Here is a 12,338-nt window from a genome sequence, read left to right on the forward strand (position 1 = left end):
TCGCAATCCCTCCCGGCTATGCTCGCGCCGGGCAATACCAGTCCATGTCACCATTCACTCCATCTCTTCGCAAAGAGGCGTGAATCACAACATGCTGGTATTGCTCAACAACTTTCGGATCAGGTTCAAAGAGTTCAAGCGCATCGCCATGCGCGCCTGCAAAACAGACCAAAGCTTCTGCGCGATGATCTATCTCGCAGCAGCTGTAATCAATTCACGCTGAATCCCCACAGGCCCTAGCTGGAACGTCGCGGGGCCGGCTTATATCCGGTCAGCAACCGGGCAAGCACGAGATTGAGCGAACGCGTACTGACCCGCAAGCTCTGGGTCGCTGCGCGAAGCAGCACGCTCGGAATCACTACCGTCTTGCGCCTGCGCCCAAGCGCCTTCAGCGCAACCGCCACCACGTCTTCGACCGTCATGACGGAGAAGCGCGTGTTCTCGACGGGAGAGGCAGACCGGTCCCAGAACTGGGTTCTTGTCGCACCGGGGCAAAGCGCCATGACATAGACTTGGCCCGGATCGCTGTCGGCAAGTTCTCTGCTAAGGGCTTCGGTCAGGTGCAGAACGTAAGACTTGGAGGCGGCATATGCCGCCATATAGGGCACCGGCTGGAAAGCAGCGTGCGACGCCACATTGATAATCGCGCCCCGCGCGGAGACGATGGCGGGAAGCAGCAAATAGGTCAGCTCGGTCAGTGCCACGACGTTTACCGCGATCATCCTGTGTACCGCCCCGGCATCGCCTTGTGCGAACGGACCGATCGCGACCTGAAAGCCCGCATTGTTGATCAGGCAGTCGACCGGAAGATCGCCGACCGCTTCCCGGACCGCACCAGCGGCCCCCGGAAGGGCAAGATCCTGCTCGACGACGCGGACGTCAATCCCGTGCTGCGCCTGCATCTCCGTCGCCAGCGGGCGAAGTCGCTCGCCGTTGCGTGCGACGATCACGAGATTGCGGCCCTGCGCCGCGAGCGCTGTTGCAAAACCGCGTCCGATGCCCTCGGACGCGCCCGTAATGATCGTATAGGACTTGGACATCGGCCGCTCCTTTGGTGTAAACAGTGCTAACATATCGGAGAAGTAAGCAGTGTCAACTTCGCGTTCGTTCCACCACGGCGATTTGAAAACCGCGCTGGCCGACAGCGCGGTGCGGATCGTCGAGCAGTCCGGTGTGGAGACCTTCTCGCTTCGTGAGGTGGCGCGTGATGCTGGCGTCTCCAGCGCTGCGCCCTATCGCCACTTCTCCAGCAAGGAGGCCTTGCTGGCGGAAGTCGCACGCCGAGGGTTCGACCAATTGCACGACGAGCTGGCCGAAGCGGGCGCAAGCAGCGATCGGCGATCATCCTTTCTCACGCGATGTGTCGCCTATATCGGCTTCGCAAGACGCCACCCCGCGCTGTACCGCCTGATGTTCGGCGCGTTTCCGAACAAGCACCGCTACGACGATCTGGTCGAAGCAGGCGACCGACTTTTCGCCTTGCTCAACGACCCGCTGGCGGCGTCTCCAAGCGACAAAGCCGCGCGTGCCATAGGGTGTTGGGCCTTTGTTCATGGCTTGGCCATGCTGGCCCTCGACAACCAACTCAGGGCACACCTTCCAAGCGAAGACGATGACAGCTTATTAGCAGTTCTTCAGCCGCTCGCCGACACGCTCATGGGGACAGAGCCAACCTGATCCAGATCTTTGCGTATCGAGCGCGACGCCACTGCAATGAGCGGCATTCCCGGCTTTGCCGCACTGTCGTTCCGCTTAAGGCGACCCGGCATCAACGCGCCGACGCGAAGCGCGCGCTTAGCTGCCCGGCAGCTATCGACGTTGCGAACCGCAGGTTCTGGCGGGAGCCGACATATTCGCCACCGAATCGAACGGCGTGAGATCGTCGGCTGCTGCCGCTTTAATCGGAAGGATCTGCTTGGCAATTCCCGCGAGAAGTGCCGACATTCACGGCGCTTGGAGCGGCCATCGCAATGGGCGCTCATTCACACGGTGCCGATGATCGTCGGCACTACCCGGTGGTTTCAGAGACAACGCAAAGTCAGGTGTTGGCGCATTCCATGATCCAGTCAGCAGTGACTTGAGGTTGCGTGAGCGGAAACATATGTCCGCCATCGATCAGCTTGAGCTCAGCACCCTTGATCGCGGTAACGGTCGGCAGGCCATGTACCGAGGGATCCAGCAGTAGATCGCCTGTCCCGAACATGATCCCGACCGGAATGGACAGTTCGCCAAATCGCGCGGCAATGCCCGCCATCTCGTTGCGCGCCGCCTCGACGTCACCGCAAGCCGCCACGAACGCTTCGGGACGAAGGGTCAGCGCCGCGCCGCCCCGCGTTTCGAAATCGGCAGGGACGGGTTCGGGGCCGAAAACCTCGGCATTCGCCGCCTCTGCTCCAAGGCGCCCTGCTGGTGCCGCCAGCGTCCATGCCAACACTGTGCGGGCAATTGGCGAACTCAGATCAAGCGCCTTGAATACTTGCGGGACGGCCTCGATGGGCTGAGTGAGCGGTGCGAGCAGTGCAAGGCCGCCAATCTTGCCGGGATGGCCGAGCGCCATCGCCAGGGCAACAGCACCCCCAAGCGAATGGCCAACCACCAACGGCCTGTCGAGCCCAAGCTGGTCCATCAGCTCGACAATCATCGCCGCCTGCGCCGCAAGGCCGCACTTGCCGTCACCTCGGTAGGTCGAATATCCCGATCCCGGCCGATCGACCAAGATAAGCCGATGGTGCGGCGACAGAAGCTCGGTCAAAGCATAAGTGAAGTTGCGCAACTGACCGCCAAGCCCGTGTACCAGAACGATCGGCGCTCCTTCACCAATGGCGAGGTAGTGCAGGCGACCACCCTTTACATCGGCGAACTGCCCATCGGGCGGCACCAATTGTTCGGCGCGCTTGCGGTTCCATGCCGTGAACGCAGCCAGCCCGGCGGTTGCGGCAAGCGCGGTGGCACCACCACCCATAATGGCATTGAGAAACCTCACCATTGATTCGCCATCCTTCCAATTGCCGGGGAAAGTTTCATCTCATGCCCATCCCATTTCGGCAAATTCGGATCGCGACCCGTTTCGGCATAAACGCTCGTTCACGCCGCTGCGGCTGAATGGCTTGAGGTGGTCTGCTGCGGCCGGTGGGCAACGGGCGTCTCCTGGGACGTTCCTTCCAATCGCCACTTCGACTGGCAACGACCAGTCTGGTCGCACCAAGCTTCTCGCCCTCACCGCCAAACCGGAGAAAACCCCGCCGCGTTAAATCCGGTGCATCGGGGAACGGCTGGGCATAGTTGGGCACCCTATGCGACAAACAACGCAGGGAAGTGCCAATGGAAAAGTTTCATACTATCAAGCAGTTCAGCCATATCCACGAGGTACGCCGATCAACCGTTCATCGCGAGAACAAGGCAGGTCGTTTGCGCGCCCTTGTCCGCCCTGCCCCCGGTCTGCCCCCGGTCTGGCCCCGGTCTGCCATAACGGGCCTGTGGCGCTTGCTTTCACCGCGCTCGCCGATGCCTCGGCCCGTCAGGGCGAAGGGCTGGCGCGGTATGCGTGCGCTAGCGGGATCGGCGCCAGCAACCGAGGGTTACGACCTGTCTCTAGCCTTGAGCCAGACTTTGCCCGCCTTTTGGACCTTCAGCAGCGCGGAAAACGGGGACAGACCGATATTGGCTTTGCCGGTGCGCGCCAGCGCGTCAATCTGGGCGTAGTACCAGAATATGATGGCAAAGCCTTCGACCGCGCGCAGCATTTTCAGCCCGCCCAGAAACGACAGCCAAGGCGGCAGCAGTCGCAGCGTGTTTTCCCAGCGATCCAGCGCGTCGGCGCCAGCGAGCAGCTTGGCGGGGCCTGCCGTATCGACGCAAAGCGGGCGGCCAAGGCCAATGATGTCTGCCCCGCCTTGCGCCAGCGCGGCGTTCATGGCCTGACGCGTCCGAAAACCGCCGGTCACCATCAGCGGCATCGTCAGCGAGGCGCGCATCGTCTTGGCAAAATCGACGAAATAGGCCTCACGCGCAGCGGTTGAGGCCTTTTGCGGAGGCACGTCGGGGGCTTCGATACCGGCCGTGTCCATCATCGCGGGCTGTTCATACGATCCGCCTGAGATTTCGAGCAGATCGACCCCCGCCGCTTGCAACCAGCCTGCCACGATCACGCTGTCTTCAAAGGCGAAGCCGCCCTTTTGGAAATCCGCCGAATTGAGCTTTACGCTGATGGGGAACGCCGGCCCCACGCCTGCCCGAACCCGCGCGATGGTGGCCATCAGCATGCGCGCCCGGTTTTCAAGGCTGCCGCCCCACTGGTCGGTGCGCGTGTTGGAACGCGGACTTAGAAACTGCGAGAGCAAGTAACCGTGCGCCGCGTGGATTTGCACCCCGGTAAAGCCGGTATCTTTCGCTACCTCCGCCGCCACGCCAAAGCGTTCGACAAGATCCAGGATTTCCGCCTCGGTCAGCGCCACCGGCAAGCCAAACTGCTTTCCCGGCAGGCCCACGGCGATGGCCGAAGGCGCCTTGGGGTGCGGGTTGACCGAGACTTGCGTTTGGCGTCCGGCATGGCTGATCTGCATCCAGATGTGCCCGCCCGCCCGCGTTCCGGCGCGTGCCATCGCCCGAAGGCCTGCGAGGGCGGCTTCGTCTTGCGCGCCAGCGATGATGACATTGCCGGGCCGTTCGAGGTGATCGCGATCGATCTGCACATTGCCGGTGATCAGCAAGCCCGCCCCGCCATCGGCCCACACGCCATAGAGCCGCTCAAGTTCCGCCGTTGCGCGCCCTTGCGGATCGGCCAGCCCCTCGGTCATCGCCGCCTTGGCCAAACGATTGGGCAGCACCGCACCGCAAGGCAGGGTGAGGCTGTCAGCGATATCGGGCGCTGAGCTCGGCAAGGGGGTGGTCATGGTAGGCTCTCCGCGATGTTATGTTTGGGACCACTTTGGCACCGCATGCGCACACTGCAAGCCATCATGTTGTACGTGCGTACGACGCTGTGTGCCAAAGGGTGCCGATATCGATTGCAGCGGAAGGCCTGGTATTAGGCGGAGGCCAGACTGATTGATCGTGGCAGCGTCGACAGCCGCGCGGGCCGCGCCCCCAAGCCTTGGTCGGACCTTGATCTTGTGCCGGCTGGAGAGGCCCCTTCCCCCCCTCGCCCTGCTGGCTGAACTGGCTGCGGCGCTGCGCTATGCCATGCAGCAATACCCGCACCGGACGCGCAACGGCGTCGTTCGGGTGCCTCGAAGGCGCAATTTACGAGTTTGCGACCTAATTCAATCGCCCAACCAATCAGTTGCGATCTCGCCCCTATGCCCTTCCGGCGCCAGCGCGGCGCGAAGGGCTTCCAGCAGAGGCGGCAGCGCCTGCGTGAAGGCATAGGGCGGGTTGACGATATAAAGCCCCGCGCCGTTGTAGATGCCCGGCTGATCGCTGTCGTACAACCAATGCTCCACCCACAGCAATTTCGGGATGCCGAGTTTGCGTAACTGCTGCTTCCACTGCCAATGCGTGGCGCGGTCTTTGAGTGGATACCAGATCACCGTCACACCGTGCGCCCATTTGCGATAAGCGGCGGATAAGGTGGCTGTGATACGCGCGCGTTCGTCCAGCTTCTCATACGGCGGGTCGACCACCACCACGCCGCGCGGCGTTCGGGGCGGCAGCATCGCCAGCCACAGCTCGTAAGCGTCGCGCTCGTGCACGGCAGCAGATGTATCGCGCATCACGCCACGCAGGGTATAGACGTCGTCGGGATGTTTTTCGTTCAGGATCAGGAAGTCCTGCGGGCGCAGAAGCTGCGCAAGGATCTGAGGCGATCCGGGATAGAGCTGCGGCTCGGCCTCGACATTCATGGCCTTTACGGCGGCGCGGTAGTCGTCCAGCAAAGGGTTCGGGTCGGCAAAGGCCCGCAGCACGCCCTGCGTGGACTCGCCGGTGCGTTGGGCATCCTCGCCGTTAAGATCGTACAGCCCGCAGCCGGCATGGGTGTCGATCAGGGTCAGCGCGCTCTGCTTGTGCTGCAAGGCTCGCACAAGGGCGATCAGCAGGCTGTGCTTCACGACATCGGCGCTATTGCCAGCATGGAAGGAATGACGATAATTCATTGCGATGCAGAACCCTGACGATCAGCCTTTATGTGAGCTGCTTGGCGCGGAAGCCGAGCGCGAGGCGATTGAAGCAACCAATCGGGGCTCGTAAAGAGTCGGGCGGAAACCTTCAAAGCACTTCTGCGCGAGGCCTCTAGCGCGCGTTAGCGATCGCCACCAGAGGCGTAAGAAGCAAGGTTCCGGGCGCATGGGAATATTCGATCATCACGGAACCGGGCGCGACAGGCGTTACCGCGAAGCGGCCTTTCGCCCCATATCGGCAGGACGTTCCGATAGCACCGGAACATCAGAACTGCGGCGCTTTGATGCCCGCGTCTGCTGGTGTCAGTGATGGACTTCGCCCCAAATCCGCACCATCAAAGGCCGCGACCAAACACCTAATTGCCGTCCGCGTCGACCATGAAGATCATGGGCTTGCCTCGCGATTGTGGCTCCCACCCGGCCTGCAGGGCGGCGCGAATTCCCCGGGACACAAGGGCGTCGCTGATCTGGAGCCGACTTGGCGGCAGGCCCTTCATCAAGCGTTTCGGCGTGGGAAATTCGAGTACCGCTCCGCGTTGGGTGTCCTTCTGGAGCAACGCCACGGCCATGCCCCTCCAGCCTTCGGCTTCGCTCCATTTGGGCTCGCGTCGTAGTTCCCAATCATAGTGGAGCCCGTCAACGATGACGGTACCGGCAAGCCTGTGGGTGTTTGACATGGCAACGGGCCTAGCATGTTTTCTGCTGCGGGCCATCGCAATGTCGTCGGCAGCGCGTATCTGGATCAGCAGTTCGTCATCGAATTCGGCCTTGCAAAAGGAATGAAGTCGATTGGCAAGCGGGCCACGATGCTGGCTTTGACGGCAGTGCTGGAGGCTGCCGTTCGGCAGCCCCCAGCACGCAGATTACGCTCCCAGGGGGATCGGATTGTCGACAAGGCTTTGGTTGAAGCCGTGGATCAGCGCATGTTCGCCAGAGCCGGGATTGTCGCGCAGCGGCTTGACCGCTTCCACCAGTACTTCCGGATCGTCGCCTGCCAACGCGGCGATGGTCTGTTCGATGAAGGTATCGAGCGGCATCGCGCGCGGATCGCCGCTCCGGTAGATCAGATCGGTGTCCACCCAGGGCGGCGCGATTTCCTGAACCCGCACGCTGGTGTCGCGCAGCGCGAAGCGTTGCGACGAGGCATAGGAATGCAGCGCCGCCTTCGTGGCGGAATAGACGGCGTTGGTCGCCAGCGGTACGAAGGCAAGCGCGCTGGTGGTATAGAGCACGGTGGCTTCGGGCTGCGCTTTCAGGTGTTCAATCAGCGCGGCGGTCATGCGGATCGGGCCGAGGAAATTGGTGGTGCTGAGGTTGTCCAGCTCAGCATCATCCACCGCGCCAGCAGGATCGTCGAACGGCATGTAGCCCGCGTTGTTGAACAGCACGTTGAGGGTGGGGAAGCGGCTGATGGCTTCGCTGGCGGCGGCGGCGATGCTGGCCGGATCGGCCACGTCGAGTTCGATGGCAGCCATGCCGGGATTGGCAGCGGTCACCTCATCGAGCAGGGCCCGGCGGCGGCCCGCGATGATCACCTGATTGCCCAGCTTGTGCAGCGCTTCGGCAAGGGCGCGGCCAATGCCGCTGGTGCCGCCGGTGATCAGGATCGTGTTGTCGTTCAGTTTCATGGGGTTGCTCCTCGGGGGGGTGTCGGTGCCCTGTGCGGTCCGGGCGACGGTCGATTTCCGCTAGGGCAAGTCGCTTTCGACCCGCTCCGTATGGCAGGACTCGACTCTGTCTCAAATGACGTATAAATTACGTTTTCAGGTCATAGCTTGAGAGGCTCATCGCATGCCCCACGTCGCCATGGTGCTGACTCCCGGTTTTCAGTTTCTGGCGTTGGGCGCGCAGGCCGCGTTTGAGCTGGCCAATCTGGTTGCTGGCGAGGACTTCTATTCGCTCGGTATCTATTCGCCGAACGGTGGCATGATGACGTCTTCCACCGGACTGCCGTTGCCCACCGTGCCGCTGATGCAGGCGGGACCGATCGACACGCTGCTGGTGATGGCAGGCACGACGCCGCCAGCGCAGCAGGATGAGGCCACGCTGGCCATTCTGCGCGAAGCGGCGCAGGGCGCGCGGCGCGTGGCTGGCTTGTGCACGGGCGCCTTTCTGTTGGCGCAGACGGGCTTGCTGGATGGCAAGCGGGCCACGACCCATTGGTCCTACGCCCGCCAACTGCGCGATTCCTATCCTGCCGTTCGTGTCGAAGAGGACCGCATTTTCATCAACGAGGGCTCGGTGTGGACTTCGGCGGGGCTGACCGCCGGGCTCGACCTGGCGGTGGCGCTGGTCGAAAGGGATCTCGGCGCCGACGTTGCGGGCGCCGTGGCGCGGCGGCTGGTGATGCATCACCGACGTGCGGGCGGGCAATCGCAGCATTCCGAGTTGCTGGAACTGGCCGCGAGAAGCGACCGCATCCAAAACGCGCTGATCCACGCCCGTCGTAATCTGACCAACCCCCTAAGCGTGGAGGAGCTGGCCGAGGTCGCCGCGCTTTCGCCGCGCCAGTTCAGCCGCGCGTTTCGCGCCGAAACCGGCCAGTCGCCCGCCAAGGCAGTGGAGCAATTGCGTCTGGAGGCGGCACGGCTGTTGCTGGAGGACACACGACATAGTCTGGATGCGGTGGCACAGCAGACCGGCTTTGCCGATCTGCGCCGCATGCGTGAGGCGTTCATGCGCCAATATGGCCAACCGCCCCAGGCCATGCGGCGGTTGGCCAGAGCAGCCTGAGGCTTCGGTTCATTCCGGTAGCGTTGAGCTGCGGTTTGGCCAATGGGGGCAGACCGCGCCAGCGAGCCTCAATCCTGTTGCTACACCAGCGACGGATAGCCCAACGCGATCGCTTCCTGCTCCAGCGCCAGTGCCGCGTCATACGCGCTTTCCGGCAGCACCGCGAAGCCGCTGAGGCCCAGCGTATCGCGCAACGCCTTGGCAGCGGGATCGTGGGCAAAGTGGTCGAGCGCGCCTCGCAACAAGGCGACCTCCCCGTCGTTTGCGGATGCGCGCGTGATGAACGGCAGGCCGGGCGTCTTTGCGGTTTCCGCCAGAATGCGCACGTTGCGGGTGCTTTCGGCCGCAAAGCGGGCGAGGTTGCCGAATGTCACGCAGTCGATCGCGGCGACGTCCGCTTGCCCCTGAGCAACCATGGTCAGGCTTGCGCGGTGGCTGCCGCTCTCCACCACGCGCGCAAAGAACCGCTCGCCAGCGGCATGGGGCGCGATGGAGTGGCGCATCAGGTTCATCCCCGAATTGCTGGTCCGGTCGTTGATCGCCGCCACACCGCCACGCAGATCCGCCACTGTGGCCGCGGTCGCATCGGAGCGAACAATCACAAAGCTGCCATTCAGCGGTCCTTGGCAGCCGGGATGATCGTAGACCGGCGTCGCGACCACGCGCACCCGGCCGCGCAGCCGCGTTGCCAAAGGATAACCGCAGGTCTGCGTCAGCAGCAGGCGTGGATCGAGCCAACCCGCATCGTGCGCGGCTGCCTCATCCAGCGCTTCGGGGACATCGGCCAGCCCGGCGGCACATAACTGCTCGCGCAAATGTGCCCATAGCCCGCGCGTCGCCTCCGCGATCACCGGCGGATCGCGATACATGGCAAGGCTGGCGAAGCGCGCACCCAAATTGGTATCCTTAGCCGACATGCAACGTCCTGATGAAGCTTGCAGTCTCGTGCGCATGGATGCGCGTATGGCGGATCAGGCCTTCGAACTGGCGCTGCATGGTCCGTATCGTCTCGGCGCTGTTGAGTACCAGATACATCTGCCCGGCAAAGATCGCGACCCGGGTCGAGCCAAAAATGGTGTAGGGGATCGAAAAGCGCTCGCGCCCGTCGAACAGGAACAGGCGGAACGAAGGGTAGAGTTCGTCGATCAGCGCGATCATGTGGTCCAGTTGCGCCCCCCGCTGCTCTCGTGAAAGCCCGCTCCAGATACCGGTTCCCGAAGCAAACAGTTCGAGCGTCTGCAACGGCATGCAGCATTCCATGTCGGTGCCGGCCGCACGGTTGTATTCCAGCCGGAATGCCGCGTCCTGCGCCTGTGCCTCGGGGCTCTGGTGCGCCGCATAGGCTTCGTAGGCGATCACATCGGAAGTGCGCAACAGATCGGGAATGCGCGCGGGCACATAGCGGATCTTGCTGCCCGCAGCCTCGCCATGCCAACGCATCAGCAGGCTGGCCCCGTCTTCCTCGGTCGTCTCGATCACCCCGCTCGACAGCATGGCGCCGGTGACGCCCTCGTCTTGCGAGATGCCCAGCAGCCAGTCCATCGTCACGGCATTGCGCTCGGCTATCGCGAGCAGCGTCTCGACCCGTGGCAGGCGCACGGTCTGGCTTGAAAGCAGCAATGACAACGCCGAGCGGTCGATGCCGATAGCTTGCGCGAACGCGGTCTGGCTCAGCCGCGACCGTTCGAACACGATTTGCAGTCGTGCCCGGAACACCTCGACCAGTTGACGTTTGTCCATGAACCACTTTCTGTGACTATTATCACCTATTGCCGCATTTGATGCATAGACGCAACGCTTCGTCACCATTGTCGCGTTGAATGTCTATCAGTTCGGTTGGATAGGGATCACCTGAGGTGGAACCCTGAGGCGATGAACCAGCACAGCCATGCACAGTTTGAGCGCGCGCTGCTTCGCGCGCAGGTCGGGCCGATCGAATGGCAGACCGTGGCGCTGGTTTTCGTGTGTCATGCCGTTTGGGCTGGCGGCGAATTACTCTACCCCTACGCTCCCTGGTTGTCCGTCCCGCTTCTGGCCCTGTCCATCGTGCTGCATTCGTCGTTGCAGCACGAGGCGATCCACCGGCACCCCACGCGCAGCGACCGCTGGAACGAGGCGTTGGTGTTCCTCCCGCTGGGGCTGCTCTATCCCTATCGCCGCTACCAGGACACGCATCTGCGCCACCATGTCGACAGCCGCCTGACCGACCCCTACGATGATCCGGAAAGCGCCTATCTGGCAAAGGCCCATCACCAGCGTTTGCCGCTTCTCATACGGCTTCTGCTCGTCTGGAATGCCACTTTGGCAGGGCGCATCCTGATCGGTCCGGCCATCGCTGCCATCCGTTTCCTGCTGGTCGAGGCGCGCAACGCAATTAACTTGCGCGGGGCAAAGGCACGGCGCTGGCGTGGCGCCTGGGCGTTGCACGGCCTCGGCCTGGCGATGGTGCTTGGCATCATCCATTTCGTCTTCGCGATGCCGCTCGTCGCCTATCTTGGCGCCGTCTACCTCGCCATGGCGCTGCTTGGCGTGCGAGGGTTCTGCGAGCACCGCTGGGCTGAGGCACCCGATGCGCGCTCGGTCATCGTCGAGCATTCCATGCTGGGGCTGCTGTTCCTCAACAACAATCTGCACCTGGTCCACCATAAGCAACCGCACCTGCCGTGGTACGCCCTTCCGGCCGCCTACAAAGCGCGGCGGGCGGAATGGTTGGCAATCAACAACGGCTACGTTTTTGTCGGCTACCGTGCGGTCCTGCGCTCTTTTGCATTGCGGGCCAAGGAACCGGTGGTGCACCCATCAGCGCTCCGACTTGCGCCAGACACGGCGAACCTAGGGGCACTTCGTGATCGTTGACGGCAGCCACAACCACGCAGTCCATGCCACCGCGAGGCAGCATTGCTGATGGCACCGTCCATGCCCCGCAATTGCGTTGATCGGTTCGACTGATCCGATATCGTTCCTCAAACAACCCAACGCCGGGCGGTGTGGCCCAGATTCGCGATGACCTTAACAAGTCTGCGAATTGAGTGAGTGAATTCCGCAGGCTCATCGATACCGCCAATGGCTTCGGGCGGTCTATCGTCTATGCCTCCCCGTCGCTTTTCTGCATATCGATGCGGCTATATCTGCCGCTGCATGGCAAGGTACTGAAATCAACTAGTCTATTTTCAATCAGCAACTTAAGGCCAAGTTTTTGGGCGTAATCCATCGAGTAAATGCCCCACCCTTTCGCCAAAGGCGCACGAACTTTATTTTCCGATTGCAAACATCGCGCCGCCCGGTCAAACTGATTTTCAATCGATTTTTCGTCAATTCCGGAGCTCAGGGCACTCAGGGGTCAGCTTGACCTTTTCCCCTTAGAACCTGATCCGAAAGTTGTTGAGCAATACCAGCATGTTGTGATTCACGCCTCTTTGCGAAGAGATGGAGTGAATGGTGACATGGACTGGTATTGCCCGGCGCGAGCATAGCCGGGAGGGATTGCGA

The 12,338-nt window shown here is 62.5% G+C and carries 12 protein-coding genes; 4 read left to right on the forward strand and 8 right to left on the reverse strand.

All coding sequences use genetic code 11. The annotated features are described in order from the left end of the window. Window positions 1–223: hypothetical protein (locus tag LDN95_RS22115; RefSeq protein ID WP_370631730.1), on the forward strand; the 223-nt coding region annotated here is incomplete at its 5' end. Window positions 224–236: 13 nt separating this feature from the next. On the opposite strand, the gene LDN95_RS22120 is transcribed toward LDN95_RS22115, so the two are convergent. Further along, a complete protein-coding gene (locus LDN95_RS22120) occupies window positions 237–1,040 on the reverse strand; it encodes an SDR family oxidoreductase (RefSeq protein WP_226019690.1) in 804 nt (267 codons plus the stop codon). A gap of 82 nt (window positions 1,041–1,122) precedes the next feature. On the opposite strand from LDN95_RS22120, the gene LDN95_RS22125 reads away from it, so the two are divergent. Next, a complete protein-coding gene (locus LDN95_RS22125) occupies window positions 1,123–1,677 on the forward strand; it encodes a TetR/AcrR family transcriptional regulator (protein ID WP_226019691.1) in 555 nt (184 codons plus the stop codon). A 361-nt stretch (window positions 1,678–2,038) separates the two neighbouring features. On the opposite strand, the gene LDN95_RS22130 is transcribed toward LDN95_RS22125, so the two are convergent. The 5 genes from LDN95_RS22130 to LDN95_RS22150 all read right to left on the reverse strand — a co-directional run bounded on the left by LDN95_RS22130 (window position 2,039) and on the right by LDN95_RS22150 (window position 7,744). Further along, a complete protein-coding gene (locus tag LDN95_RS22130) occupies window positions 2,039–2,986 on the reverse strand; it encodes an alpha/beta fold hydrolase (protein WP_226019692.1) in 948 nt (315 codons plus the stop codon). A 592-nt stretch (window positions 2,987–3,578) separates the two neighbouring features. Further along, entirely contained in the window at window positions 3,579–4,892 is a 1,314-nt protein-coding gene (locus LDN95_RS22135) for an NADH:flavin oxidoreductase/NADH oxidase family protein (protein ID WP_226019693.1), read from the reverse strand. A gap of 369 nt (window positions 4,893–5,261) precedes the next feature. Beyond that, window positions 5,262–6,092, reverse strand: a complete 831-nt coding sequence (locus tag LDN95_RS22140; protein WP_226019694.1) for a 23S rRNA (adenine(2030)-N(6))-methyltransferase RlmJ — start codon at window positions 6,090–6,092, stop codon at window positions 5,262–5,264. Between the two features lie 380 nt (window positions 6,093–6,472). Beyond that, on the reverse strand, window positions 6,473–6,793 hold the full coding sequence (locus LDN95_RS22145) for a hypothetical protein (RefSeq protein ID WP_226019695.1): 321 nt from the start codon (window positions 6,791–6,793) through the stop codon (window positions 6,473–6,475). Between the two features lie 186 nt (window positions 6,794–6,979). Beyond that, window positions 6,980–7,744: an SDR family oxidoreductase gene (locus LDN95_RS22150; RefSeq protein WP_226019696.1), complete on the reverse strand. Its 765-nt coding sequence runs from the start codon at window positions 7,742–7,744 to the stop codon at window positions 6,980–6,982. A gap of 163 nt (window positions 7,745–7,907) precedes the next feature. Here LDN95_RS22150 and LDN95_RS22155 point away from each other — a divergent pair, with 163 nt between their 5' ends. After that, a complete protein-coding gene (locus LDN95_RS22155) occupies window positions 7,908–8,849 on the forward strand; it encodes a GlxA family transcriptional regulator (protein ID WP_226019697.1) in 942 nt (313 codons plus the stop codon). 80 nt (window positions 8,850–8,929) lie between these two features. Here the strand turns inward: LDN95_RS22155 and LDN95_RS22160 are convergent, their stop codons facing one another. Both LDN95_RS22160 and LDN95_RS22165 read right to left on the reverse strand, forming a co-directional pair. Beyond that, window positions 8,930–9,766 (reverse strand): phosphate/phosphite/phosphonate ABC transporter substrate-binding protein, encoded by an 837-nt coding sequence (locus LDN95_RS22160; RefSeq protein WP_226019698.1) that lies wholly within the window; start codon window positions 9,764–9,766, stop codon window positions 8,930–8,932. Continuing rightward, window positions 9,756–10,589 (reverse strand): helix-turn-helix domain-containing protein, encoded by an 834-nt coding sequence (locus LDN95_RS22165; protein ID WP_226019699.1) that lies wholly within the window; start codon window positions 10,587–10,589, stop codon window positions 9,756–9,758. The genes LDN95_RS22160 and LDN95_RS22165 overlap by 11 nt, the downstream gene beginning before the upstream one ends. A 132-nt stretch (window positions 10,590–10,721) precedes the next feature. On the opposite strand from LDN95_RS22165, the gene LDN95_RS22170 reads away from it, so the two are divergent. After that, window positions 10,722–11,705 carry a fatty acid desaturase gene (locus tag LDN95_RS22170; RefSeq protein WP_226019700.1) on the forward strand — a complete coding sequence of 328 codons (984 nt, stop codon included), beginning with the start codon at window positions 10,722–10,724 and terminating at the stop codon, window positions 11,703–11,705. Window positions 11,706–12,338 lie beyond the last annotated feature (633 nt).

This window comes from Novosphingobium sp. FKTRR1, from assembly GCF_020404405.1.
Classification (GTDB): domain Bacteria; phylum Pseudomonadota; class Alphaproteobacteria; order Sphingomonadales; family Sphingomonadaceae; genus Novosphingobium.